This window comes from Pseudomonas sp. QS1027 (assembly GCF_002814235.1).
Classification (GTDB): domain Bacteria; phylum Pseudomonadota; class Gammaproteobacteria; order Pseudomonadales; family Pseudomonadaceae; genus Aquipseudomonas.
In genome coordinates, this window is record NZ_PHSU01000004.1 from 238,300 (window position 1) to 262,722 (window position 24,423).

The 24,423-nt window shown below is 60.8% G+C and carries 22 protein-coding genes and 1 riboswitch; of the genes, 8 read left to right on the top strand and 14 right to left on the bottom strand.

Going from position 1 to position 24,423, the window contains the following annotated elements; genetic code table 11:
- Positions 1–9: 9 nt before the first annotated feature.
- From atzF to CWE01_RS04895, 8 genes are all read right to left on the bottom strand, one after another.
- Entirely contained in the window at positions 10–1,773 is a 1,764-nt protein-coding gene (gene atzF, locus CWE01_RS04855; RefSeq protein ID WP_100939399.1) for an allophanate hydrolase, read from the bottom strand.
- Positions 1,770–5,369, bottom strand: a complete 3,600-nt coding sequence (uca, locus tag CWE01_RS04860) for an urea carboxylase (protein WP_100939400.1) — start codon at positions 5,367–5,369, stop codon at positions 1,770–1,772. Before uca ends, atzF begins: the two co-directional genes overlap by 4 nt.
- A gap of 183 nt (positions 5,370–5,552) precedes the next feature.
- Positions 5,553–6,179, bottom strand: coding sequence for an urea amidolyase associated protein UAAP2 (locus CWE01_RS04865; protein ID WP_100939401.1), 627 nt, complete (start codon positions 6,177–6,179; stop codon positions 5,553–5,555).
- A 10-nt stretch (positions 6,180–6,189) separates the two neighbouring features.
- Positions 6,190–6,903 carry an urea amidolyase associated protein UAAP1 gene (locus CWE01_RS04870; protein ID WP_100939402.1) on the bottom strand — a complete coding sequence of 238 codons (714 nt, stop codon included), beginning with the start codon at positions 6,901–6,903 and terminating at the stop codon, positions 6,190–6,192.
- Positions 6,896–7,693 (bottom strand): ABC transporter ATP-binding protein, encoded by a 798-nt coding sequence (locus tag CWE01_RS04875; RefSeq protein WP_100939403.1) that lies wholly within the window; start codon positions 7,691–7,693, stop codon positions 6,896–6,898. Before CWE01_RS04875 ends, CWE01_RS04870 begins: the two co-directional genes overlap by 8 nt.
- Positions 7,690–8,505, bottom strand: a complete 816-nt coding sequence (locus CWE01_RS04880) for an ABC transporter permease (protein WP_100939404.1) — start codon at positions 8,503–8,505, stop codon at positions 7,690–7,692. Before CWE01_RS04880 ends, CWE01_RS04875 begins: the two co-directional genes overlap by 4 nt.
- 14 nt (positions 8,506–8,519) lie before the next feature.
- Positions 8,520–9,587, bottom strand: a complete 1,068-nt coding sequence (locus CWE01_RS04885) for a putative urea ABC transporter substrate-binding protein (protein ID WP_100939405.1) — start codon at positions 9,585–9,587, stop codon at positions 8,520–8,522.
- Between the two features lie 65 nt (positions 9,588–9,652).
- A riboswitch (guanidine-I (ykkC/yxkD leader) is annotated at positions 9,653–9,755 on the bottom strand.
- A gap of 223 nt (positions 9,756–9,978) precedes the next feature.
- Positions 9,979–10,713 carry a glycine betaine ABC transporter substrate-binding protein gene (locus CWE01_RS04895; protein ID WP_100939407.1) on the bottom strand — a complete coding sequence of 245 codons (735 nt, stop codon included), beginning with the start codon at positions 10,711–10,713 and terminating at the stop codon, positions 9,979–9,981.
- Positions 10,714–10,813: 100 nt separating this feature from the next.
- Here CWE01_RS04895 and CWE01_RS04900 point away from each other — a divergent pair, with 100 nt between their 5' ends.
- The 3 genes from CWE01_RS04900 (at position 10,814) to CWE01_RS04910 (ending at position 15,822) form a co-directional block, all read left to right on the top strand.
- Positions 10,814–11,713: a LysR family transcriptional regulator gene (locus tag CWE01_RS04900; RefSeq protein ID WP_100939408.1), complete on the top strand. Its 900-nt coding sequence runs from the start codon at positions 10,814–10,816 to the stop codon at positions 11,711–11,713.
- Positions 11,714–11,994: 281 nt separating this feature from the next.
- Positions 11,995–12,915 (top strand): DMT family transporter, encoded by a 921-nt coding sequence (locus CWE01_RS04905; protein ID WP_100939409.1) that lies wholly within the window; start codon positions 11,995–11,997, stop codon positions 12,913–12,915.
- Between the two features lie 282 nt (positions 12,916–13,197).
- Positions 13,198–15,822 carry an EAL domain-containing protein gene (locus CWE01_RS04910; RefSeq protein ID WP_100939410.1) on the top strand — a complete coding sequence of 875 codons (2,625 nt, stop codon included), beginning with the start codon at positions 13,198–13,200 and terminating at the stop codon, positions 15,820–15,822.
- Here CWE01_RS04910 and CWE01_RS04915 read toward each other — a convergent pair.
- Entirely contained in the window at positions 15,809–16,723 is a 915-nt protein-coding gene (locus tag CWE01_RS04915; protein ID WP_100939411.1) for an AraC family transcriptional regulator, read from the bottom strand. The genes CWE01_RS04910 and CWE01_RS04915 overlap by 14 nt on opposite strands.
- Before the next feature lie 101 nt (positions 16,724–16,824).
- Here CWE01_RS04915 and CWE01_RS04920 point away from each other — a divergent pair, with 101 nt between their 5' ends.
- The gene (locus CWE01_RS04920) at positions 16,825–17,556 is read left to right on the top strand and encodes an SDR family oxidoreductase (RefSeq protein ID WP_100939412.1); all 732 of its coding nucleotides are present in this window, start codon (positions 16,825–16,827) and stop codon (positions 17,554–17,556) included.
- Positions 17,557–17,575: 19 nt separating this feature from the next.
- Here CWE01_RS04920 and CWE01_RS04925 read toward each other — a convergent pair whose 3' ends face one another.
- Entirely contained in the window at positions 17,576–18,340 is a 765-nt protein-coding gene (locus CWE01_RS04925) for a helix-turn-helix transcriptional regulator (RefSeq protein WP_100939413.1), read from the bottom strand.
- 99 nt (positions 18,341–18,439) lie between these two features.
- Here CWE01_RS04925 and CWE01_RS04930 point away from each other — a divergent pair, with 99 nt between their 5' ends.
- The gene (locus CWE01_RS04930; RefSeq protein WP_100939414.1) at positions 18,440–19,573 is read left to right on the top strand and encodes a multidrug effflux MFS transporter; all 1,134 of its coding nucleotides are present in this window, start codon (positions 18,440–18,442) and stop codon (positions 19,571–19,573) included.
- Positions 19,574–19,600: 27 nt separating this feature from the next.
- On the opposite strand, the gene CWE01_RS04935 is transcribed toward CWE01_RS04930, so the two are convergent.
- From CWE01_RS04935 to CWE01_RS04945, 3 genes are all read right to left on the bottom strand, one after another.
- The gene (locus CWE01_RS04935) at positions 19,601–20,104 is read right to left on the bottom strand and encodes a hypothetical protein (protein WP_100939546.1); all 504 of its coding nucleotides are present in this window, start codon (positions 20,102–20,104) and stop codon (positions 19,601–19,603) included.
- A 75-nt stretch (positions 20,105–20,179) separates the two neighbouring features.
- Entirely contained in the window at positions 20,180–20,767 is a 588-nt protein-coding gene (locus CWE01_RS04940; RefSeq protein WP_100939415.1) for a TetR/AcrR family transcriptional regulator, read from the bottom strand.
- A 228-nt stretch (positions 20,768–20,995) separates the two neighbouring features.
- Positions 20,996–21,373, bottom strand: a complete 378-nt coding sequence (locus CWE01_RS04945) for a cupin domain-containing protein (protein ID WP_100939416.1) — start codon at positions 21,371–21,373, stop codon at positions 20,996–20,998.
- A gap of 103 nt (positions 21,374–21,476) precedes the next feature.
- Here CWE01_RS04945 and CWE01_RS04950 point away from each other — a divergent pair, with 103 nt between their 5' ends.
- Positions 21,477–22,376: a LysR family transcriptional regulator gene (locus CWE01_RS04950; protein WP_100939417.1), complete on the top strand. Its 900-nt coding sequence runs from the start codon at positions 21,477–21,479 to the stop codon at positions 22,374–22,376.
- Between the two features lie 141 nt (positions 22,377–22,517).
- The gene (locus CWE01_RS04955) at positions 22,518–23,252 is read left to right on the top strand and encodes an ABC transporter substrate-binding protein (RefSeq protein WP_100939418.1); all 735 of its coding nucleotides are present in this window, start codon (positions 22,518–22,520) and stop codon (positions 23,250–23,252) included.
- Positions 23,253–23,300: 48 nt separating this feature from the next.
- Here the strand turns inward: CWE01_RS04955 and CWE01_RS04960 are convergent, their stop codons facing one another.
- Positions 23,301–23,918 carry an FMN-dependent NADH-azoreductase gene (locus CWE01_RS04960; RefSeq protein ID WP_100939419.1) on the bottom strand — a complete coding sequence of 206 codons (618 nt, stop codon included), beginning with the start codon at positions 23,916–23,918 and terminating at the stop codon, positions 23,301–23,303.
- A gap of 129 nt (positions 23,919–24,047) precedes the next feature.
- Here CWE01_RS04960 and CWE01_RS04965 point away from each other — a divergent pair, with 129 nt between their 5' ends.
- A complete protein-coding gene (locus CWE01_RS04965) occupies positions 24,048–24,221 on the top strand; it encodes a LysR family transcriptional regulator (RefSeq protein ID WP_256579316.1) in 174 nt (57 codons plus the stop codon).
- Positions 24,222–24,423 lie beyond the last annotated feature (202 nt).

A 24,423-nucleotide genomic window follows, 5' to 3' on the forward strand; every position in this document is an offset into this window, starting at 1 on the left:
GCGATGGACTCAGGACTGCGCGGACAACCAGGCTCGCCACCCGCCCCAAGCGCTGATATCTGTAGCGCCCTCCAGGCCATGCGCCTCGCAAATGAACCCGGTCTCCCAACGACCATCGTCCAACTGCACCTTACCCAACCCCAGCGGGGCCGGGATCCCCGTCAGGAACGAGCCCAACTCGCTGCTGGGCAATTGCCAGACCTCCACGGCGATGGCCACACCACCTTCAGCGACCCGGACCATCCCCGGACGCTTCAGCGGGCCGCCGGCCAGTGCGTACAGCCGGTAATCCGGTGAACTCCGGGTTGTTTCGAGCAGGCGCGCGCCGCGTTGCTTGAGTTGCCCGTTAAGCGCCAGGCCGTCAAGGTGCGCGCCGCAGACCACCAGGCGGGCCTGATCATGGCGAGCCTCATGGGCAGGCTTTTTGCCGCCCTGATACGCATGGGCGAGGCTCAGCAGGTATTGATCGGTGAAGGCCCGACCCAACAAGGTCACCCCCCAGGGCAAGCCGTTGGCCATGAAGCCGCTCGGTACGGCCACGGCGGCATAGTCCAGCAGGTTCATGAAGTTGGTGTAGTAACCCAGCTCGGCGTTGCGCAGGATCGGCTCTTCGGCAAGCTCGGCCAAGGTCACCGGGCGACCGATGGTGGGCGTCAGTACACAATCCAGCCCGGCCATCAGGCGGTCGCACTGCGCCTTGAGTGCCTGCAGGCGATACTGCGCGCGGAAGGTTTGCACGCCGCTCACCTGGGGGGCTTTCGCCAGCACCGCATGGATCACGGGCAGTACCGCATCTGGCTGAGCCTGCGCCAGCTCGCCGACGACGCTATAGCGCTCGGCCACCCATGGACCTTCATAGAGTAGCCGTGCGGCCTCAAGAAACGGCGACAGGTCGAGACTGACCACTTCGCCGCCCAATGCCTGCAAGCGCTCGATCGCGGCGGCAAACAGCCCCGGTCCTTCAGTGCAGCCGAAAAACTCCAGGTCCTGGGCCCGTGGCACGCCAAATCGAAACGGCCGCACAGTGCCGAACGCCGTACCATCGTTCCAGGCGGGATTGGCGCGGCTGTATTCATCTTCAGGATCCTGCTGCGCGATCAGCGCCAACAGGCGGCTCGCCTCGGCGGCACTGGCGGTGAAGGTCGTTACGCAGTCGAGGGTGCGACAGGCCGGCACCACCCCGGCCGTGGACAGCAGTCCCTTGGTCGCCTTGAGCCCCACCAGGTTGTTGAGCGCCGCCGGTACCCGGCCCGAGCCTGCGGTATCGGTGCCCAGTGCAAAGCTGGTCAAACCCAGTGCCACCGTCAAGGGCGAGCCCGCGCTGGAGCCCCCCGACGGGTATTCAGCGAGCACGCTGTTACGGCAGGGGCCGTAGGGTGAGCGGGTGCCGTTGAGGCCGGTGGCAAACTGGTCGAGGTTGGTTTTACCCAACGGCACCGCCCCCAGGTCGATCAACTGCTGGACAACGGTCGCCGAACGCTGCGGGGTATAGGCGAACGCCGGGCACGCCGCCGTGGTGGGGATACCCGCCAGATCGATGTTGTCCTTGATGGCAAAGGGCACGCCGTACAACGGCAGGCTTTCCATCGTGCTGGATTCAAGGGCGACCAGGTAAGGCTCCAGCTCCTGGGCACTGAGCAGGTGGATGAACAGATTGAAGTCGGGATTCAACGCCTCGGCCTGTTCACGTAGGGCGAGGATCAGGCGACGTGGCGAGCATTCGCCGCTGGCGTAGCGTGCCCGCAGCACGTCCAGTTGCAGATCGGTTTTCATGGCTTTTCTCCTGTAGGGGGGACGGGCTCAATCACGACCACCCGTTGCCCGGCGCGCACCGCCGAGCCGGGTTGCACGAGCACTTCTCGAACAATGCCGGCACAGGGCGCAAGCACCGGAATTTCCATCTTCATCGACTCCAGCACCACCAACGCCACGCCTGCGGCGACCCGCTCGCCGATAGCGACCTGAACCTGCCAGAGGTTGCCCGCAATGGGGCTTTCCACGCTGGTTTGATGAGCCGGCAAGAGCGCCTCTTCGGGTGCCTCGACAAGCGCTTCGCTGCTTTCGAAGTGCGCTTGGCCGCTGTCGATCCAGCGCCGTCTTTCGGCGGAAAAAGCGCTCTGTTGCCGGTCTCGGAACGCTTGGATGCTGCTCGCTTCACTGGCGAGGAAGTCCTGGTAGTCGGCCAGGCGCAATTGGCTGTGCTCGATGTTCAAGTCGAAGCGACCGAGGGGGAAATCGCGACGGATGCGCAGCAACTCCTGCGCGCTGACCGGGTAGAATCGGATCTGATCGAAGAAGCGCAACAGCCAGGGTTTGCCGGAGAACGCCGCCACTTCACGGTAACGGTTCCACATCTGCAGCGTACGCCCGACGAACTGGTAGCCGCCGGGGCCTTCCATGCCATAAACGCACAGGTAGGCCCCGCCGATACCCACCGAGTTCTCGGCGGTCCAGGTCCGCGCCGGGTTGTACTTGGTGGTCACCAGGCGATGCCGGGGATCCAGCGGCGTCGCTACCGGTGCCCCGAGATAGACATCGCCCAGGCCCATGACCAGATAGCTGGCCTCGAACACCGTGCGCTGTACTTCATCCAGGTCGGGCAGGTCATTGATGCGGCGAATGAACTCCAGGTTGCTGGGACACCACGGCGCATCCTTGCGAACGGTGGTCATGTATTTTTCAATGGCCAGCTGGCAAGCCGGGTCATCCCACGACAGCGGTAAATGCACGATGCGAGAGGGGACCTGCAAGTCGCGGGCAGCACAGACCGCGTCCCATTCGCCAGCCACGATCTCCAGCAAGTGGGCCAGGGGGAGTTGTTCGGGTTGGTAGTGGACCTGCAGCGAGCGGATACCGGGCGTGAGGTCGATGACCCCCGGCAACGCCTTGGCTTCGAGCGCCTGCATCAAGGCGTGGCCCCGGAAGCGCAACACCAGGTCGAGCTCGGCGGCGCCGATCTCCAGCAGCAGGTGGGTATCACCGGCCAGGCGCGCCACCAGGCGGGTATCATCCTGGCCCAGGTCCAGCACAATGGGGGATTGCAGCCCGATCACGGCGGCGTCCCTGGGGGGCTCGGCGGTCAGCGCCGCGCTGGCGAGTTGGCGTGCCTGGGCGAGATTGGTCGGGATGAACCGCACCTTGTCCCCGGCCTTGAGTTGCCCCAATTGCCAGAGGTCGGCCTCGATCACGGTCACCGGACACACGAAGCCACCCAGGCTGGGGCCGTCGGGGCCGAGAATCACCGGCATATCCCCGGTGAAATCCACCGCGCCGATGGCATAGGGGTTGTCGTGGATATTGGACGGATGGAGCCCGGCCTCTCCACCGTCGGCCCGAACCCACTCGGGTTTGGGACCTATCAGGCGCACGCCGGTTCGGCTGGAGTTGAAATGCACTTCCCAGTCGGTGCTGAAGAACGTGTGGATGTAGTCTTCGGTAAAGTATTCCGGTGCGCCATGGGGGCCATAGATCACGCGGATGGAGCGCAGCGCCGCCAGCGGCTCCTGCCCGGCAAGCACCGCGCCGGCCGTTGCGTCGGTCAGCGGGGCCAGGTGCAGCACATCGCCGGCGCGCAGCGCCCGTCCACCATGGCCACCGAACTGGCCGAGGGTGAAGGTGCTTTTGCTGCCCAGGTAATCCGGCACCTGCACGCCACCGCGCAGGCATAGATAACTGCGTGCGCCGGCTCCGGTGATGCTGCCCAGGCTCAATACCGAACCTGCCTTGACCCGCAGCGCGGTATTCATTGCCACTGCTGCGCCATCGAGCGATACCGGCAACACCGCGCCGGTTACCGCCAGCACGGCGTCAGTATTGAAGCGCAGGCTCGGCCCGCTCATGGTGATCTCGAGACCGGCGCAACCCTCGGGGTTGCCCAGCAACAGATTACCCAGGCGCAGCGCACGGCTGTCCATGGGACCCGAAGGCGGCACGCCTACCGCCCAGTAGCCCTGGCGCCCCGGGTAATCCTGCACGCTGGTCTGGGTGCCGCCACTGAGTACTTCGAAGGTTTGTGCGCGATAGGCCAGGCCTTCCAGGCAGCGGGTCCAGGGCTGGCCGCTGGCGAACGGCATATCGAGCAGGATTTGACGAAGGTAGTCACGGTTGGTCTCGACGCCGTAAAGCTGGCTGTCGCCAAGCGCCTGGTACAGATGCTGGCGCGCCTGCTCGCGGTCCTCGGCCCAGGTGATGACTTTGGCAATCATCGGGTCGAAGTAGGGGGGGATCTCACAGCCAGCCTCGACCCAGGTATCGATGCGCAACCTCTGGCCATCGGCTGACGGGAATTTCACTGCTGTCAACAGACCGGGACTTGGCTGGAAGTCCTTGCCTGGATCTTCTGCGTACAAACGTGCTTGCACCGCGTGGCCGCGAGGTTGCAGGCGGGCGCCCAGCTCGCCGAGCGGTGGCAAGTCACCCGCGGCCAGTTGCACCATCCAGCGCACGAGGTCGACGCCCCAGACCTGTTCGGTAACACCGTGCTCGACCTGCAGGCGGGTGTTCACTTCCAGGAAGTAAAAGTGTTGATCGTCGCTGTCGAAGACAAATTCGACGGTACCGGCGCTGCGGTAGTTGACCGCCTTGGCCAACCGCACGGCGGCGCTGCAGAGGGCTTCGGCCATGCCGTCAGGCAGGTTTGGCGCGGGGGTTTCTTCCAGCACCTTCTGGTTGCGTCGTTGCACCGAGCAATCGCGTACGCCCAGGGCCAGGACCTCACCGGCGCCGTCACCGAACACCTGGACTTCCAGATGGCGGGCGCGCTGGATGTATTTCTCGATAAACACACCGGCGTTGCTGAAGTTGTTTTGGCCCAGGCGTTTGACGGTCTCAAAGGCTTCTTGCAGCTCCTGGGCGCAGCGGCATACGCGCATGCCGATGCCACCTCCGCCCGCGGTGCTCTTGAGCATGATCGGGTAGCCCACCTGCGTCGCGGCCCGCAGGGCGTCGTCGAGGCTGTCGAGCAGATCGGTGCCTTCGAGCAACGGGATGCCCTGCTGGCGGGCGAGGGCGCGAGCGGTGTGCTTGAGGCCGAACAGCCGCAGTTGCTCAGGCGTCGGGCCGACGAAGGCGATCCCGGCCGCTTCGCAGGCCTCGGCAAAGGCGGCGTTTTCCGAAAGGAAGCCATAACCGGGGTGAATGGCCTGGGCGCCGCAGGTCTTGGCTGCTGCGAGGATCTTGTCCACCACCAGGTAGGTGTCGGCCGCGGCCCCTTCACCCAGGCTCAAGGCCTGGTCGGCTTCAAGGATGTGGCGGCTGGTGATATCCGCTTCGGAATAGACCGCGACGCCTTTGACATCGAGTTCGCGCAAGGTGCGCAGGAGGCGGCAGGCGATGGCACCGCGGTTGGCAATCAACAGTGTGTCAAACATGACGATTTCCCTGGAGGCGGCACGGAGCCGCCTCGGCTGGGGTGCGGGTCGTCCCGCAGTTTTTCGAGAGGGTCTCGGGGTCGTCCCCGGACAGCGATCAAGGCCGCTTGCGAGGCTGTGTCTGGCCCGAGCGACTCTGGCAAATCGTGAACAGCCACAACCGCAGGGGCTTGAGCCAGGGTTTCAGTCCCATATCAGCAGCTCCGCAGGGGTGGGGTTATAGCCGTTGCACGGGTTGTTCAGCTGCGGACAGTTGGAAATCAACACGATCACGTCCATCTCGGCCCGCAACTGCACGTACTTCCCGGGGGCGGAGATACCGTCCTCGAAGGTCAGGGCGCCTTCGGGCGTCACCGGCACGTTCATGAAGAAGTTGATGTTCGGGCTGATGTCCCGTTTGCCCAGTCGGCCATCGTGGGAGCAGGCGCGCAGGTAGTTGTCGCGGCAGCTGTGCATATGGCGCTTGTCCAGGGCATAGCGCACGGTGTTGCTCTCCTGGGCGCAGGCACCGCCGAGGGTGTCGTGGCGGCCGCAGTTATCTTCGATGATGGTCAGCAAGGGCCGGCCAAGATTGGAGTAGAGCACGCTGCCGGTGCTCAGGTAGACGTTGTTCTGGCGTCGCAGGGTGCGTTGGACGTCGTAACGCTCGCGCGGGTTGGCCGCGCTGTAGAACAGCGTGTCAACGGCCTGGTTGCCCTCGAGGTCGAGGATGCGCAGGGTCTGGCCGGCCTTCACTTCGGTGAGCCAGGGCTCGCCCGCCGGGACGGTGGCCCGGTAGATGGCCGATTCGGGATGCAGGTGCGTGGTCATGTGATCGTCCTCAAGCGAACAGGCGGTCGGTGTTGATGAAGCCGCGCAGGTTTTCGGGGCGCGAAGTCCGGCAGTGTTCGGCGACGCTGGCGTCGGCGCTCATAAAGGTCAGTTGCACTGGTTTGGGCGCGTATTCAGGTGCGGGGTCCATGGGGTGTTGCAGGGCCGTGATCATGAACAGGGTGTCCATCGGTGCGTAGAGCTCAATGCAATCGCCCGTTTTGGAATGGCCCTCGACAAAGTGCAACGCACCGTTGGCGTCGACATCGATTCGACTGAACAGATTGAGGGTCATGGACAGGTCGGAGAGTCCCAATCCCCACTTGCCCATCTCCACGAGCAAGTTGTCCGTGCCATTGCGGTAAAAACCGTTGCGCAGTTCCTGATAGCGGCCTCGGCCATATTTCTGCTCGACCTCGTCGGCGCAGAGCACGCCCCCGAGGCTGTCGCTCCAACCGCAGGTGTCACGTGTGATTGCGGCCAGCACCCGACCCATGTCCGAGTACAGGCAATGGCCAGCTGTCAGCTTGGCGGTGTGCTGGCATTTGAGGCTGTCAGGCAGGTTCAGGCGCTCGGTTTTTTCGTGCGCGTTGAACAGCATCAGGCTGACATTGGCACCGCCTTGAAGGTCGGTCAGACGCAGCAGCTGCCCGCGCTTGAGAACAAAGGAAAGGTGGCCACCGCCGGGTAGGCGTTCATCGGCAAAAACAGTCGTGTCATTCATGGGTAAGTCCCAGGATCGGTTGAAGAGCGCTCGTCAGCGAGTTCGCGAGGACCGCCTGGGCCTCGCTGCGCTTGCTGTTGAGCGGCAGGTCGTAAGTGATGCGCGCGCCATAGGCATAGGGCGCATGGGGATCGACGCGAACCTTGTCGAAGACCATCAGCCGGGTACCCAGGCTGAAGCCTTCGCTGAGGTCGTGGGTGACCATGAATACGGTCAGCCGGGTTTCGCGCCACAGATCCAGCAGCAGGGTGTGCATGTCCTTGCGGATGCCGGGGTCGAGGGCGCCGAAGGGCTCGTCAAGCAACAGCATTCGTGGCTTCATGATCAAGGCCTGGGCGATGGCCAGGCGTTGCTGCATGCCACCCGAGAGCTGCGCCGGGTATTTGTCCAGGGCATGGCCGAGGCCGACCTTGTGGAGCAGCGCCGCCGCCTGTTCGCGGGCAACGCGTTTGCGCTGGCCCAACAACCGGCCCAGCAGTGGCGCCCGGGGCAGCTCCAGGCCGAGGGCGACGTTGTCCAGCGCACTCAAGTGGGGGAACACCGAATAGCGTTGGAACACCACGCCACGGCTCGGGTCCGGTTCCGCGGCGAGCGGTTGGCCGTCGAGCAGGATCTGGCCACGGCTCGCGCGTTCCTGGCCCAGCAGCAGCCGCAGGAAGGTTGATTTTCCGCAGCCGGACGTGCCGACCAGGGTGCAGAATTCACCTTCGGCGATGCTCAGGTTCAGGCCCTCCAGCACCACATGGTCGCCATACTGCTGCCACACGTTGTTGACTTGGATAAAGCTCATGAGCGGGCTCCTTCATACCAGGGAAAGGCACGTCGGGTGAGCTGCTTCAAACCCCAGTCCATCAGCCAGGCCAACAGGGTGATCCACACCACGTAGGGCAAAATAACGTCCATGGCCAGGTAGCGGCGTACCAGGAAGATCCGATAGCCAAGGCCATCTTCGGAAGCGATGGCCTCGGCCGCGATCAGGAACAGCCACGCCGATCCCAGCACCAGCCGCAGCGAAATCAGCAGCCGTGGCAGCAGTTGCGGCAGGACCACGCGCAGGATCAGGGTCCAGGTCGAGGCTCCCAGGGTCTGGGCCTTGATCAGCAACTCGACGGGGATTTCCCGAGCCCGTTGTTCCAGGTCGCGGGCCAGTATCGGCGTGATGCCGATGACGATCAGCATCACCTTGGACAGTTCACCCAGGCCGAAGACGATAAACAGAATCGGCAGGATCGCCAGCGGCGGCACCATGGACAGCACCACCAGCAACGGCGACAGCGGCGCGCCGAACAGCGGCAGCGTGCCCGCGGCGATGCCCAGGCACAGACCGATCAGGGCGCTGATACCCAGGCCGATGGCCAGGCGCCGCAGACTGGACGCGCTGTCCTGCCAGAGCACATAGCCGCCGCTGCGCTTGTCCTCACTGAAGGCCATGCGTTTCACCGCATCGCTCATCTGCGCGGCACTGGGCAGCAGCTTGTCGTTGGGGTTTTCCGTCAGCCGCTGCGCAGAGCCCAGAAAGTAGGCGCACAGCAACAGGGCGAACGGCAGGATCACCAGCAACAACCGTGTTGGACGATCGGGATGACGGTTGATCAGACGCATGGTGCGTTCTCCGCTTACAGCTTGCCGTCGACAGCCATCTGCACGTAGCCGGGGTCAAAGCGCAGTTTGAGATTGCCCTTGTCTCCGCGGGTGATCTCATGGGCGAAGCTCATGCCGACCGCGCTGCTGTCCTTGGCCGCTTGGCCAAGCAGGCCGTGTTCAAAGGAGAAACCAGAGACCTTGTCCATGGTTTTTGGCAGTTCGGGGCTGTTGACGAAGTCCAGCATCTGCTGCGGTGTATGGAACAGTTGGGTCGTCGCCAATTGCGCCTTGAAACCGGCGAGATCGGTGCCGGAGGCCTTGGCCATGTGTTCCAGGGCTGCTTCGCCGGAAGCGGACGGGTTGCCCATCAAGGCCACGACTTCGAACCAGGCGCCGGTCAGGGCTTTACCCAGCGCGGGGTTGTCTTTGAGCGTCTGGGTATTGACCACCATCATGTCGATGATCTCGCCAGGGATCTTGCTGGAGTCGAACACCTCGGTGACTCCCGGCTTGGCCTTGATGTCGGCGAGCATGGGGTTCCAGGTCGTGACCGCCTGGACGGCGTCGGTGTTGAAGGCGGCGGAAATGTCAGCGTCGGAGGTGTTGATGACTTTCAGGTCCTTTTCCTGCAGATCGACACTATCCAGTGCCCGAGCCAGCAGGTAGTGGGAGACCGAAAGCTCGACCAGGTTGACGTTCATGCCCTTGAGGTCGGCGACGGTCTTGCCGTTGCCCTTGATGACGATGCCGTCGTTGCCGTTGGAGAAGTCGCTGACCAGCAGGGCAGTGCTGTCCACGCCACCGGCGGCGGGGATGGTCAGGGCATCCATGTTGGTCATGGTGCAGCCATCGAACTGGCCGGCGGTGTACTGGTTGATCGACTCGACATAATCGTTGAGCTGGGTGACCTTGATGTGGATGCCGTACTTCTTGGCCCACTTGTCGACAATGCCTTGGGCTTGCGCATACTCCCAAGGCATCCAGCCTGCATAGATCGTCCAGCAGACGTTGAAATCAGTCTTGGCCGCGGCGTTGGAAGGCAGGCTGACCAATAGGGCAATGCTTGCGGCGAGAAAGGCGGATAGAAGAGGTTTTCGCATGGTAAGACTCCAGTTGAGGGTGGGCGGACAAGGAGCAGCGCGACACCTGTATGAATAGGTGGTCTGTCTCCCGGGCTTTTATCCCGCCGTGTAACCTCAACTGGAGGTCGTTAGCTCTCGGACCAGTCACTCGCTTTTCAGCAAGCCGGAACCCTAGCCAACTATTTGCAAATTGTGGTGCGTCTAGCTCGCGCTACTCCTGCACACCCAGCTCCTTGCGAGAGGCGTGCCAGATCATGGTCTTTTTTTCCAACGCCCAACTGAAGTCCGGGCAGCGGTGAGATGCAGCGGGTTTACCGGAGCCGGATCCGGCTGCTTTCCACCGCCCGCCTCTGGGATACGCTCCGGGTTGGGGCGACTCGCACTCGATTGGGGCGACCGCTGGCCCAGCTTACGCGGGCACTTGCTTGCGTAAAGCATCCTCAAGGGCGCTCAACTTCGAGTTGCCGATGTAGAGTCGCGCCAGCGCTTCCATCGCGCGCGCACCGATCCGTTCGCGGGCATCCTTGCGCACGATCAGCGTTGCTTGATCCTGGCCGCCCAAGAAACCTTTGGGATCTTGCAGGGCCCGTATGCTGTATCGGTTATGCAGGAAATGAGGGTGCCACAGCGGAATCACGAGCCAACGTTCCTCGGCAACCGCAGCCTCGTAACGGTCAAAGCAATCCGCCTCGCTGCCGGAGCGAAATGCGTAGCCGGCGTTTCCCAGCCCATAGGCGCCGATCATTTCAGCCGAAAACCGGCTGATGCCGGCACCCGGATTGATGCCCTGGATCAAACGCTCCATCCGGCTTGAAGCGGGTTCTCGCAGCAGATCCTCAATGCTTTCCACATCCGCCACTGGCACGTAGTCCGGCACGCCCCAGATGCAATAGGGCTCATAGAGCACGCTGACTTTCTCGACCTGATCGAGCAGTGGATCAAGGTACTTCTCGTGACTGGACGGCAGCCAGGCGGACGCAAGCAGGTCGACTTCGCCACGTCCCAACCTCTCGAATGCAGCCTCGTGAGCGGCCGAGGCATAACTCACCGTGTGACCCTGTTCGATAAGGACACGACCCACTTCCAGGGCGCTTGCCTCATGAAAGGACAGACCGATATGGCCGATGCGGATGTGCGCTGTCATTTGAACGTCTCTCGCGTATTGAAGGCGAGATCAGGTTAGGTGTTTGTCTTTTACGGAAAAACGGGCTATCTACGGAAAGATAATCCGGAGAATCCGTTTAATGCTGCTCGATAACATCGCGCTGTTCATGCAAATAGTCGAGAAAGGCAGCCTGGCGGCAGCGGGGCGCGAGGCGGGTCTGTCATCGACCACCGTATCGGAGCGGCTCGCGGCGCTGGAAGCCCATTTTGGTGTCAGTCTCTTGAACCGCACCACACGGGCCATGAGCTTGACCGACGAGGGGCGAATGCTCGTCGAAGACGCCAGGGAGATCCTCGATGGGGTAGGGGATCTTGAAGCACGTATCCGCTTGGGGGCCCAGACCCTGGCCGGTCTTATCAGGGTCAGTGCGCCCAGCGATATCGGCAGAACCGTGGTTTCAGACGTCATCAATCACTTTCTTGCCGAACATCCAGGGGTAAGGGTCGAGCTGCTTTTATCTGACGGTTATGTCGATATCGTGGGTGAGGGCATCGACATTGCCTTGCGCTTTGGCGTGATGATGGACAGCACGCTAAGGGTGAAAAGCCTGGGGCCCAAAAGACGGATACTCTGTGCCGCACCCCGCTATATCGATGTTCATGGCGCACCGAAAGTACCCGAGGATTTGAAAAACCATAATTGTCTGGTAATGCGTTTCGGCCAGAATCTGGACAATCTTTGGCATTTTGGGAAAGGCTCAGCCAAGCAAAATATCACTGTCAGGGGCGACCGGATTGCGAATGACGGCGCACTCGTTCGTCAGTGGTGTCAGGAGGGGCGAGGGATCATTCTGAAATCGGAGCTGGATGTCGGACCCGATATCCGGGCCGGTCGTCTTATTGAATTGCTGCCGGAATATGCATCGCCACCGATCCCCCTCCAGATGCTGTTTCCACCTGCGCGTACCCAGCCAGGACGGGTGCGTTTTTTTGCGGAATGCCTGTTCAATATCTTTGAAAAGGGCGGATTCAATCACTGATCAGGCGCCGGCCTCAGCGATATGACCCACCCTCAAAACGGCTTGTTGATCGCCAGAAAAACGATGCCCGAGCGCACCCCCATTTTCGGCAGCAAGAATCGGAGTGCGAGCACATTGCGAGCATCCTTACTTTGAGGCTCCAAACCTAGAGGAGTCCATCATGGCTGCCGTATATCTGGCCTTTCCCCCTTGACCATTCCAACCACTTTTTGGATTGCCCCGTATCAGTGGTGCAATTATCGAGTCATTTTTTAGTTAACGAACAGCGCCGCAGGCAACCCATGAAATTATCCGATTATGTTCGACTACTGGTTCTGGCGGCGATCTGGGGCGCCAGTTTTCTCTTCATGCGCATCTCGGCTCCTGTTCTGGGCGCATTGCCGACGGCATTTTTTCGCGTGTTGCTGGGCGCCATTGGCTTGGCCGTCATCCTTGCCATTTTAAAAACCAAAGTCGACTTCAACGGCAAGCTGAAGGCGATCATGGTGTTGGGCGTTATCAATTCCGGCATCCCGTTTTTAATGTATAGCGTGGCGGCACTGTTGTTACCTGCCGGTTATTCGGCCATTTTCAATGCGACCACACCGCTGATGGGGGTGATGATCGGTTGGATGTGTTTCAGCGATTCGTTGACCCTGAAAAAGGCCGCCGGCGTGCTGATCGGTTTGATGGGCATTACATGGCTGACCAGCACCGGCCCCGTCACACTTTCAATGGGCGTGGTCATGGGCGCGTTGGCGTGTCTGGTCGCCACCAGTTGCTACGGCGCAGCAGGATTTCTGACTAAACGATGGGTCGCTGACAAGGGTGGGCTGGACGCGAAACTCGTCGCTTTTGGCAGTCAGATGGGCGCGACGCTGTTTCTCGCGCCGTTCTTCGGAATCTCAGCCGCAATAAGTCCACCGGCGACCTGGGGTAACCCGCAGGTGTGGATCGCACTGGTTGCGGTGGGGTTCATCTGTACTGCGTGTGCGTACATTCTGTATTTCCGCTTGATCGCAGATATCGGGCCGGTGCGTTCGCTGACGGTGACCTTCCTTGTCCCTCCCTTCGGCGTGCTGTGGGGTGTGATGTTCCTGGGTGAGCATCTTTCGACCGCACATTTGTACGGCGGCGGCCTTATTTGTCTAGCTGTGTGGTTCGTTCTCAGCAAGAGCAAGCCGAAGCAGGAACCCTCAGCGCAGAGCCCGGCCTCGGATTGATCCAATAAAAGCTGTTGCGGTGCCAGAAACGCGTCCTGGAAGTCATTAGGCTTTTTTTACAAAAAAGCCCGGGCGTTTTACAGCGTAAACACACAGAGCCATTAAACTGACATCCCAAGAACGGATTATGACCGTTTAGCTTGTTTTCATCGCAGTGCCTGACACCAGGTGCTTTGAGTGAGAGAGCCATACACTCGGTTGTAAAGACAGGGTCACGCTTCTGGTACCTCACGTGCTGACAAGGGCGTAGGGCGGTGATGGCAGGCATACAGTGGTAAAAAAATGGACTCTAGCGTCGGGTTGATCAGTGGCGAAGAAGCGGAGCCCTTTTTCGTGCAGACACTGGAGCAGGCTATTGATGCCGTGGTGGTCATTGATGATCACAACGCCGTGGTGTTCTTCAATGGGGCGGCCGAGCAGCTCTGGGGGTGCTTGCGCCATGAGGTGCTTGGCCACGACATCAAGACGTTGGTGCCTCAGGCTGCCTACGCCCAGCATGACGGCTTTATCAGTGCCAACCGCGAGACCGCGGTCAACAAGCTTGTGGGCACCAGCCGGGATCTGCGAATTGTGCGCAAGGATGGCGAAGAGCGCTGGGGCTCGATGTCCATCTCGAAAATCACCTTGCAGGGCCGTATTCTCCACGCCGCCTTTCTCAAGGACATCACCCAGGCGCGCCTGAAGGACATCGAGCACCGCTTGCTCTCGATATCAGTCAATGCCACCCGCTCGGCCACCTGTATCGCCGACGCCGATGGGCAGCTCATCTATGTCAATGACGGGTTCGTTCGCTTGCTGGGCTATTCCCGCGAAGAGGTGATCGGTCAGTCACCGCTGATATTCTTCACCCCGGGTACCCGAGCCAAGGCGAATGCGCAGCAGGTGCTGGAAAGACTCCTCGGCGGTCAATCCAATGAAACCAGCGCGTTGATCAGCAAGCGCAATGGCCAGCGGCTGTGGCTGCATGTTTCCTCGACGCCGGTATTCGATGTTCGGGGCACGGTCGAAAACATTGTGATTGTGTTGACCGACATTACCCGGACAAAGCTGCATGAGGTGTTGCAGGACAGGATCATTGGCGCGCTGTTGAAAGAAGCGTCTCTTGAAAGCGTGTTGACCTTGCTGTGCCAGGAGATTGAACACATCGCCCCTGAGGTCGCGGTCTCGATCCTCAGTGTGGACAAGGACGGAATGCTCCACCCCTTGGCCAGCCCGGGCTTGCCGCCGGACTACTCCCGGGCGATCGAGGGCCTGTCAGCAGGCCCGGCCAATGGCTCCTGCGGCACGGCGGCCTACCGGGGCGAGCCGGTTCTGGTGACGGACATTCAGAACGATCCGCTCTGGGCCGACTACAAGGTCCTGGCACAACAGTTGGCTTTTCAGGCGTGCTGGTCGGTTCCGATCCGCAACGCCGCGGGACGGGTCGCGGCGACCTTTGCGCTATATTTCAGGGAACCTCGTGGACCTGATCCGCTGCATACGCATCTGGTGACGGCGGGCATCCACCTGTGCCTGTTGGCCCTGGAACGGGAGGAGGCCCGGCAGTCCATTCAGCGGCTGGCCTTTTATGATGCCCTGACCGGTCTGCCCAATCGCAATTTCCTGTTGGCCCAGGCCGAGCGAACCCTGCTTGAAGCCGCTGAAGAACAGACCGAACTGGCGGTCCTGTTTGTCGACCTGGACCGTTTCAAGCAGATCAACGACGCCCTGGGGCACGCCTCGGGGGACGAGCTGCTGCAAGTCATGGCGCAACGGCTGCGCAGTGTGCTGCGGGAGTCGGACATCGTCGGGCGTTTGTCCGGGGATGAGTTCGTGCTGGTGCTGCCACGGATGGACGCCACCCAGGTCACCTTCTTTCTTGAGCGGCTGATGATGACCCTCAGTGTCCCGGCCACCGTTGCGGGGACGTCCGTGGTGTTGTCGGCGAGCATCGGCATCAGCCTGTTCCCGAGGGATGGGCAGGATATGGAAAGCCTGCTGCACTGCGCTGACATCGCCATGTACCAGGCCAAGCGCGTCGAACGCGGCAGCTTCAGTTTCTTTCTCGAGGAGATGAACAAGACCGCCCAGGAGCGCCTGATGCTGGAGACGGACTTGCGCGAGGCCCTGGCCGGCGATGGGCTGCATCTGGTTTATCAACCGCAGATTGAGCTGCGCAGCGGACGGGTGGTGGGTGCCGAAGCGTTGGCGCGTTGGACGCATCCAACCCTGGGTCCTATCGGGCCCGACCGCTTCATTGCTCTGGCCGAGGAGTGCGGGCTGATCAATATCCTGAGCCAGTGGGTGCTGCAGCAGGCTTGCGAGCAAATGGCGCAGTGGCGTCGGCAAGGTTTGGGGATCCCCTCCTTGTCGATCAACCTGTCGCCGATCAACGTCCACAATCGCAATCTGGCCGAGTTGATCGACCGGCAATTGCGATATTGCGGCTTGCAGCCGGGCGACCTGCGTGTGGAGGTGACCGAGGGCGTCCTTCTGTCCAATAGCGCAGGCACCGAGCAGACCCTCCGCGATTTGCATGCCTTGGGCGTGCGCCTGGCGATTGATGACTTTGGCACCGGCTACTCCAGCCTGGGGTATTTGCGGCGCCTGCCGATCAGCGAGTTGAAACTGGACAAGAGCTTCGTCGACGACCTGGAGCGCGATGCCTCCTGCCGCGCCCTGAGTGAGTCCGTCATTGGTATCGGCAGGGGGCTGGGCTTGCACGTGGTGGCTGAAGGTATTGAGCAGGTCGCCCAGCGCGACATCCTCATGGCGCAGGGCTATGAGGTCGGGCAAGGCTATTTCTTCTCGATCCCGCTGCCGAGCGAGGCGTTCGCGCAATGGGTCATGGCGAGTGAGGCTGAGTGCTGTGGGGAGGTGGTGGGCGTGATGGCGACTGCGATCGTTGACGACCTCAGCCTGCCATGAGTGGATCCGTCTCGTTCTGCGCATAACGCGTGGGTGGCAGCCCGACATGGCGGGTAAAGGCGACGCTGAACGCGCTCGCCGAGCTATAGCCCACACGTTGCGCAATTTCCGCCAGGCCACCTTCCTTGCGGCGTAGCAGATTCTTGGCCAAGGCCATGCGCCAAGTCAGCAGGTACGCCATCGGTGCTGTTCCCAGTGCGCGGTTGAAACGTTCGAAGAAGGCCGAGCGGGAGAGGGCGGCTTCTTTCGCCAACTGCGCAATCGTCCAGGATCGGGTCGGGCTTTCATGCATTCGTCGGATCGCCACGGCGAGGCGCTCGTCGGCAAGCCCGCGCAAGAGTCCCGGCGAGGTTGCGGGCCCCGCCGTGGAGCGGAGGGCTTCGATAAGCAGCACCTCCAGCAGGCGTTCCAGAATCACTTCCCGTGCTGGCCGCCGCTCGCGAGACTCTTCGCTCACCAGTTGAACAAGGGTGGTGAGTCTTTTTTCGCCGCGCACATGGATCAACTGCGGAAGGAGCGATACCAGCAGGGCCGCGTCCGGCGAGCCGAAGAGGCAGTGGCCCACCAGCACCAGCACTTCGTGCGGCCCGCCTTGCACACCCAGCCGGAACCCGCCCTGGAGTTGCGCGACGGGCGCGGTCTCAACGTCCTCGGGCGGCGGCTCAAGGCTCGACATCGCAAACCCCGGCGAGGAAGGAATCAAGACAAAGTCGCCGGCCTGCAGGTCGATCGGCTCGCGTCCCTCAACCGCAAGGCGGCACGCACCCTCGAGGATCACGCAGTAGAAAGGCTGTCCGGCTTCCGATCGGCGAACACGCCAGCGACCCGCACCGCTGACGACCTTCGAGAATGGCGTGCACGGCTGGAGCAGGCTGACGACTTCCGATAACGGATCAATCACGGCAGGACTCCTGCGAATGGAATATGGACTTTGGAGTGTAGCAAGTCCGGATGCGCGGCCGTATCGTTTCCGTACCGCCTATTACCTACAGGAAGTCACTGATGAAAACCGTTCTGATCACAGGCTGCTCATCCGGTTTCGGCCTTGAAACCGCCCGATACTTTCTCGACCACAATTGGAAGGTCATCGCCACCATGCGCACGCCGCGCGAAGATCTATTCCCACGCTCCGAGCATCTGCGTGTGCTGGCGCTCGACGTGACCGATCCGCAGAGCATCCAGCAGGTGGTAGAGGCCGCGGGCCCCATCGATGTGCTGGTCAACAATGCTGGGATTGGCATGTTCGGCGCCCTTGAAGGCACTCCGATGGAGGCCGTTCGCGGTATTTTCGAGACCAACACCTTTGGCACCATCGCCCTGACCCAGGCGCTGCTGCCTCAGTTCCGGCAGCGCAAGGCGGGCACCGTGGTGAACGTCACGTCGAGCGTGACCTTGAAGTCCCTTACGCTGCTTTCCGTGTACACCGCGAGCAAGGCGGCGATCAATGCGTTCACCGAGTCCCTGGCCCTGGAGCTTCAGCCGTTCAATATCCGAGTGAGTCTGGTACTCCCGGGACGGGCACCTGAAACGCGCTTCGGTGAAAACGCACAGGATCGAATACTGATCCCCGAGGCGTATGCCGATCTGGCGAAGAGCGTCTTTGCACAATGGGCCCAGTCGTCCGAGATCACGTTGGCGCGTGATGTGGCCGAAGCGGTATGGCGTGCTGCCAATGATCCATCAGCGCCGGTTCGTATTGTTGCCGGAGCGGACGCCTTGGCGTTGGTCAGCTGAGTCTGGACTCGTAAGCGGCTCATTTGAGCCAGGCGCCCGGTGTCGTGCCGGTCAGGTCCCTGAAGAACGCGATAAACGCGCTGTCGCTGGAAAAGCCCAATTCGAAGGCGCTGTAGCTGAGGCTGCGGCCGATGGACAGCAGCTCGATGGCGCGCATCAGCCGCCACTGTTGGCGCCATTGCTGATAGCTCATGCCGGTCTCGCGCTGGAAAATACGGCCGATGGTCCGGCTGCTGGCGCCGATTTGCTGCTCGAGTGCCTGAACGGTCGGCGGCAGTTGTTCGGGCATGGCCAGCAGTGGCTTCAAACGTCTGTCCCGGGGCAAGGGCAGCAGCATGGGCTGGCGTACCGCGTCACGAATTTCGCTGAGGCACAGCCCCAGCAAGTGGACGAATTTGCCCTGCTGCCAATCGGTGTCGAAGTCGGCAGTGGCGATGGGTTCCAGGACGGCGCGCAGCAACGGCGTGACTTCGATCACGCAGACCTGTTGCGGCAGTTCGGCGCACAACTCGGCAGACAGATAAATCGATCGATAGTCCACGGTCTGCTGCATCACCGCACGGTGATTCACGCCGGCGGGTATCCAGGCGGCGCGGGAGGGCGGCAGCAGGCACAGGTGCTGCGCCAGTGTGATGCGCGTGCAGCCTTGATGGGTAAACAGCAACTGACCGCGTTGATGTTGATGGAGGCCGGAGTCGTGATCCCCGAGAGTGGACGCGATACCAATGACCGGTGCGGGGTATCGGTCAGGGTTGAAAGCGTCATGGGTGTCGAGCCAGGCCATCGATTGTCCGATTTCAATGATTAGTTGTCTGAGTCTTGATAATACGACATCTGGCACGCTTCAAACTTGCCGCCTGTTTTTCTGGCGAGTGAAGCCGTGATGAAGTCTACAAAGTGGTTGGGGCTGGCGATTACCCTGTTGATGTTCCCGCAAATCGCGCAAACCCTTTACAGCCCTGCGCTGGCGGATATCAGCCGGGCCTTTGCCGTGGGGCCGCAGCAGGCGGCGCAAACCCTGTCGGTGTACTTCCTGTCGTTTGCTTTTGGCGTGGTGGTGTGGGGGCGGCTGTGTGATCGGATCGGACGGCGGCCGGCCATGCTGTCGGGGCTGTTGTTGTATGCCGCTGCGTCGGTACTGGCGCTGACTGCGCGTACCTTTGAGGCCTTGTTGGTCGCCCAGGTGCTGGCAGCCTTTGGTGCGGCAGTGGGCTCGGTCGTCACGCAGACCCTGCTGCGCGATCGCTTCAGCGGTGCGGAACTGGCGCAGGTGTTTTCGCTGGTGGGCATTGCCTTGGCTGCCAGCCCGGCGATTGGGCTGTTCGGCGGGGCGAGCCTGGTGCAGTCCTTCGGTTATCGAGGCGTGCTGGGCTGCCTGTTGCTGTTGTCCCTGGGGTTGGCCCTGTGGTCCTGGCGAGCGTTGCCGGAAACCCGGCCGCTGCATCTGGCCACTGCCGGTCTGTTCGAAACGCTGTGGCGTATGCTGCGGGACCTGGACCTCTGGCGTTCGGCGCTATTGGTGGCGGTGTTCAACATTGCCCTGTTCAGTTACTACAGCCTTGCACCGTTCATGTTTGAAAGGCTGGGGTTGAGTGGCCGGATGTTCGGTTACAGCGGCGTGATCCTGGCCTTGGGGTCGGGCCTTGGCGCCTGGGTCAACAAGCGTTTGCTACGCCGTGGATTGACCAGTGCCCGGTTGATCCGTGTGGCTGCGCTGTCGGGATTGTCCGGCGGTGTTGGCGTGTGGCTTCTGCAGGACAGTGTGCTGTTTGTGTTGGCGATGCTGCTGGTGGTGCTGGCGTTTGGCATGGCGATCCCCAATGTCCTCGGCTCGGCCCTGTCGAACTATGGTGATCGATTGGGTACCGCCGGTGCGTTGTTCGGCTTGTTGTATTACTTGCTGATTGGCGTGGGGATGCTGCTGGCGGCGTGGTCCCAGGCGTTGGGCCTGACTTTGCTGGTATGCGGCTCGTTGGGATTGCTGTTGGCACTGATGCCGAGGGAATACCGTGCTTGAGCCGCGTAACCGTCTGATGATCCCGCTTTATGTTTGTACCAAGGCCTTGTTCCGCGAATAAATCTGCCGGCATTGCGCAGCAAACCCGACGATGAAGAAGCCTAGCCACACCACGAGCGTGCTCAGCACCACCGGCGCCATCGGATGATCGGCCAGCGGATGCGAGACGGGTAGTCGGGTCAGGGTTTCATTGGTGGCAGGCACGAATGACAGCAGGAAACTGAACGACAGCCCAAATGCGCTCAAATACGGCCGGGCTCGCCCCAGGAAACTCATCCTTGGCGCCCACGCACCGGCATAGGCGGCAAGCAGCACAATGATGCCAAACGCATGCCCGGCATTTAGACCTCCGGTGCTGGAGACCCCGAAGGACGTGGCGACCGTGAGCGTCAAACTGATGAGGTAGAGACTGCCGGCGCGCGTCTTCGGGTCGATCTTGTGATAGCGGATAAAGCTGTAGGCGCCGGCAATCACGGGGATCAGGCTGATAACGGTATGGATGGCGCCTAAAGGCGATATAGGGTGAGTCATGGGGTGTCTCTCTACTAGTTGGTTGGGTGTAAGGGTGAAAAAAAGACCGGCCTGCACCGGTCTTCTCAATACGGATCAGCGAGCCGAAGTCAGCCTGCTGATGGACAACTGAACAAGCGCCTGGAAGGTGCCGGGATCGCCGAACCCTCGTGCGGCCAGCATGGCTCCATGCACGCTAGCCATGAAAGCCTTTGCCTCGATCGTCGAGCTGTCTTGCAATTGAAACTGCCCCGTGGCGGCGCCCTTTTCGAGGACCGATGTGAGCCAGTCAGTCAGGTCCTGAAAATGCCCGCGAACTTCGGCCGCGACTTCTTCTGGGATCGTCGGCAGTTCGACGGCCAGCATCGCGCAAATACAGAACGGCGAGCTACCACTACGGATACAGGTGGACCAGTAATCGACGTAGGTATTGAGCTGTGCCAATGGATCGGCAATCTGTCGGCCGAGCGCCGCCAGGCCTTCCCGCGCTTGCTCGCGATACCGGGCGACCACGACCCGGACCAACGCTGCTTTGCTGGGAAAGTGGTGATGAATGGTCGCCTTGGTGATACTTACCCGCTCAGCAATATCAGCATAACTGAAGCTGTTGTAGCCCCCGATTGTCAGCAATGACTGGGCGTACTCGGCAATCTCGGTCGCCTTCGGAGACAGTTCTGTGGTCATAGACAATTCCATAAAGTTACCGCGCAACGCTGGATGTGCTCGGCCCCAGGAGATGGGGTGAGTCAGCCAATAGGCTGTCAGATGGGATAAACCTACTAGTAGGTTGGTTTTCTGTCAAGCGACCGCTCCCAGCAAAAGGGAAAGCCTGCGGTCGGTCAGGGGAGGGGGTTACATGTTCGGCCTTGCGCCGTCATCAGGCGTCGAGTCTGAGGGCGGTGGGAGAGAGCATTACCGTGCGAGCTGCGCCTCGATAGGAACGCTTCTGGAAGTGATCTCATCGCCGGTATGCAGCGTCGTGACCGTTTCAATCAGCACGATGCCACATTCCTCCTCAGCCACCGGGTTATGCCTGACCCCCTTGGGTATGACAAAAAACTCGCCGGTCTTGAGAATCACATCCCGCTGCTCCAACTGAATCTTCAAGGTTCCATAGACCACCAGGAACATTTCATCCTCGTCGGCATGGGCATGCCAGAGCAGCTCACCTTTGAGTTTGGCCACCTTGATGTACTGGTCATTGACGCGGCCGATGACTTGAGGCGACCAGTATTGGGTCACGTTCTCCAAGGCCGCTTCGAAGTTGATGGTGCTGTTGGCGTTGATCATTGTCCGGGCTCCGTCAGGGTAGGCAGGGCAAGGTACATCGGCCGTGTGACGGGGAATATCGAATGTCTATAATGCCGGCATTAGCATTCGTAATGGCTCGACAATGTCCAGAAATCGCACTATCGATCTCACTCTGCTGCGGACCTTTGTCGGGGTGGCGGAAGCGGGCAGCATCAGCGCTGCTGCTCGGCGCCTGCATGTCACCCAAGGTGGCATCAGCCAGCAGATCAAGCGCCTGGAAGCCTTTTTCGATTGCGTGTTGGTGGCGCGTGATGTCCGTGGCAGTCGCTTGACTGAGCGGGGGACGGGGTTGTTACCCCATGCTCGGCGTCTGCTCGCTCTCAACGATCATTTATGCGAGGAAATGTTCGGCGCGACGACTCCGAAAACAGTTCGCTTGGGTGTGCCTTATGACATGGCCGGCGCGCATTTCGCGCCGATTCTCAAGACCTACGCGCAACGCCATCCCGAGGTAGAGGTGAGCCTTGTGACGGGCTCGTCGGTGGACCTGATGCAGGATTACGGCAAAGGTCTGGTTGATCTGACGATCAACCAGTGCCCAATGAGTGAAGCCGAGGGTGAGCCTTTGGCAGTGGAGGCTCTGGTGTGGGTCGGTCGTTCCGGCGAGCTTTTCCGCCAGCGGCCTTTGCCGCTGTGTTTTGTCACCCCCACCTGCACATTCCGCAGCACGGCATTTTCATTGTTGAGCGAAGCGGATATCCGCTGGAGAGTCGTTTTCGAAAACGCCTCGGCGGAGGCTACGCTTTCAACCGTGCGTAGCGAGCTGGCACTGACGCCGTGGTTGCGCTCGCTGGTACCTGATGATTTGCGCGAGCTTGGCAGCGAATCCGGCCTGCCCCTGTTGCCGGACTTTGCAATCCAGCTGAGGGTGGCGGAAGACGCGCATCCGGCGGCTCTGGATATGGCCGAGGTGATTCGTGAGCATTACCTTGGGCTCAACAGGAGCGGCCATGCCTCAGTGAAAAAGCGACTGCGTTCTTGATGTTCCGGGCGGGTTCCAATCCCCGTGTTGATGGTTTACGGGACTGCATCAAACGTTAGACGGATGTCAGGGTCTATACTGCTTTTGCCCTTTTAAGTCGGTGCCGCCATTGATCACCGCGCAGTCAATCAGGCAGAACACGTGAAATATTCGACGCTTGTTGCAGCGCTGTTCTGTCTATTGCTCGGAACTCCCGTCAGGGCCGAGCAGGAAGAGTGGGCGCCATACAACTACCAGGAGAACAATCAGCTCACCGGCATCTCCACGGAGATCGTTCGGCGGATCATGGCGTTGACCGGGGATGACTTTGAGGTGGTGCTGCTGCCCAGCATGCGAAGCTCCCGCGAATTGAATACCCGGCCCAAGACGATAATGTATTCCCTGTTCCGAACAGCGGAGCGAGAACCCTTATACAAGTGGGTCGGCCCCATCGTGGAAGAGTCCATTTACCCCTATCAGTTGGCCAATACACAGCAGCCGTTGAATTCCCTGGAGCAGCTACTGCACGCCCCACGGATCACGACGAGACAGGCGGGCCTGATACCTGCGGTTCTGCAGCCGCTGGGCTTCAACAATCTGGAAAAAATTGCAACCGAGAGCCGACAGCTCTATCGCATGCTGATAGCCGGGCGTACTGAAATCATCGTCGGTGACACCGCTGCGGGGGTGGCTTACTACAGTCGCCAGCTGAACATCGCCCCCGGTACGCTGCGGCAGATTCCCGTCGAGCTCTATCGCTCATCGCTGTACATCGCCTTCAGCCGCGACTGTGACGACAAACTGGTAGCCGCCTGGGCCAGTGCCCTGGAGCAACTGCGTCGCTCGGGCGAGTTGCAGCGCATTCAGGATCGGTACAGTCATCCCATTGGGCAATGAGCGCGCGCAATCAACGCTGCCCGCACGCTCCAGGATTAAATTGACACCTTACGGATACACAGCCTCTCGGATCAACGGGATTATCGGTGCCATATATTCGGACCGAGACTGTTCCCCCAGATCGATCACCTTTGTGCCACCGGCCGCTATAAATTCGATGTCCTCAATGCCGAGAACATTCAAGATGAGGCGAAGCCACTGCGTGGCTATGTCCCGGTCTCGAATTGGCGAACCCTCTGTATAGACACCGCCCGAGGCCAGCAGGACCGTGCAACGCTTGCCTTTTAAAAGTCCTTCACCTGAAAAACCGAGGGTCATGCCTTTGCGTACGATATGGTCGAACCAAGCCTTCAAAACGGCCGGGACGTTGTAGTTGTAGACCGGCGTGCCAATGACGATAACGTCAGCCCCCAGAAGCTCTTCGACGAGCTCGTCCGAGAGTTTCAGTGCGTCTTTCATCTCAGCGGATTGTTTGTCCGGCGGTGTGAAGTACGCGGTGAGCCAAGGGGCGTCCGTGAACTTCAAGGGCGTGTTCGTAAGATCGCGCTGGATAACCTTCCCATTGGGGTTGGCGCGTTGCCATTCATCGATGTATTCAACGGCCATGTGACGTGAAACAGAGATATTGCCGCGGGGGCTCGCCTCAATCATAAGAAGATTTGTCATTTTTCGGCTCCAATAAAGATAAAGAGGCGCCGATCGTAAAGTCTGTAGGATATTCGTGTAAGTGATTAAAATGTGATGATGTTGATCATTTGAGGTGATGGATTGATAGGTTCGCTCACATTGGATCAATTGAGAGTGCTCGTGGCCATTGCCGACTCGGGTAGCTTTTCAGCGGCCGCACGACGTCTGGGGCGGGTCCAGTCGGCGATCAGTCAAATGATCAGGACATTGGAGCACACGCAAGGCGTCACCCTGTTCGACCGTAGTGCACAATGGAAAGGGAGTTCTCTTGCGAGAGCCTGAAATAACTGACCTTCGTGAGAGGTCGCGAGCCCCCTCTGACCGGCCTGCCAGATAGATGTGCTCCGCTCATTCATAGTAATCCTGTTCGTACGAAACCTGGACCGTGCTCAGCCAGCAGCACGGTGATCCACTGGGCCTGCTGGGTGAGGACGCTAAAAGCTTCACGGGCAATCGAGCGTCAACCGGCGGCCTGAAGTAGGAC

Bases quoted from the DNA above. Each gene is read 5' to 3' on its own strand.
- CWE01_RS04930 (WP_100939414.1), top strand. From the start codon at position 18,440: ATGAAGTCTACAAAGTGGTTGGGGCTGGCGATTACCCTGTTGATGTTC.
- CWE01_RS04880 (WP_100939404.1), bottom strand. From the start codon at position 8,505: ATGCGTCTGATCAACCGTCATCCCGATCGTCCAACACGGTTGTTGCTG.
- CWE01_RS04895 (WP_100939407.1), bottom strand. From the start codon at position 10,713: ATGACAGCGCACATCCGCATCGGCCATATCGGTCTGTCCTTTCATGAG.
- CWE01_RS04900 (WP_100939408.1), top strand. From the start codon at position 10,814: ATGCTGCTCGATAACATCGCGCTGTTCATGCAAATAGTCGAGAAAGGC.
- CWE01_RS04885 (WP_100939405.1), bottom strand. From the start codon at position 9,587: ATGCGAAAACCTCTTCTATCCGCCTTTCTCGCCGCAAGCATTGCCCTA.
- CWE01_RS04865 (WP_100939401.1), bottom strand. From the start codon at position 6,179: ATGACCACGCACCTGCATCCCGAATCGGCCATCTACCGGGCCACCGTC.
- CWE01_RS04905 (WP_100939409.1), top strand. From the start codon at position 11,995: ATGAAATTATCCGATTATGTTCGACTACTGGTTCTGGCGGCGATCTGG.
- uca (WP_100939400.1), bottom strand. From the start codon at position 5,369: ATGTTTGACACACTGTTGATTGCCAACCGCGGTGCCATCGCCTGCCGC.
- CWE01_RS04945 (WP_100939416.1), bottom strand. From the start codon at position 21,373: ATGATCAACGCCAACAGCACCATCAACTTCGAAGCGGCCTTGGAGAAC.
- CWE01_RS04870 (WP_100939402.1), bottom strand. From the start codon at position 6,903: ATGAATGACACGACTGTTTTTGCCGATGAACGCCTACCCGGCGGTGGC.
- CWE01_RS04950 (WP_100939417.1), top strand. From the start codon at position 21,477: ATGTCCAGAAATCGCACTATCGATCTCACTCTGCTGCGGACCTTTGTC.
- CWE01_RS04935 (WP_100939546.1), bottom strand. From the start codon at position 20,104: ATGACTCACCCTATATCGCCTTTAGGCGCCATCCATACCGTTATCAGC.
- CWE01_RS04920 (WP_100939412.1), top strand. From the start codon at position 16,825: ATGAAAACCGTTCTGATCACAGGCTGCTCATCCGGTTTCGGCCTTGAA.
- atzF (WP_100939399.1), bottom strand. From the start codon at position 1,773: ATGAAAACCGATCTGCAACTGGACGTGCTGCGGGCACGCTACGCCAGC.
- CWE01_RS04910 (WP_100939410.1), top strand. From the start codon at position 13,198: ATGGACTCTAGCGTCGGGTTGATCAGTGGCGAAGAAGCGGAGCCCTTT.
- CWE01_RS04875 (WP_100939403.1), bottom strand. From the start codon at position 7,693: ATGAGCTTTATCCAAGTCAACAACGTGTGGCAGCAGTATGGCGACCAT.
- CWE01_RS04925 (WP_100939413.1), bottom strand. From the start codon at position 18,340: ATGGCCTGGCTCGACACCCATGACGCTTTCAACCCTGACCGATACCCC.
- CWE01_RS04940 (WP_100939415.1), bottom strand. From the start codon at position 20,767: ATGACCACAGAACTGTCTCCGAAGGCGACCGAGATTGCCGAGTACGCC.
- CWE01_RS04960 (WP_100939419.1), bottom strand. From the start codon at position 23,918: ATGACAAATCTTCTTATGATTGAGGCGAGCCCCCGCGGCAATATCTCT.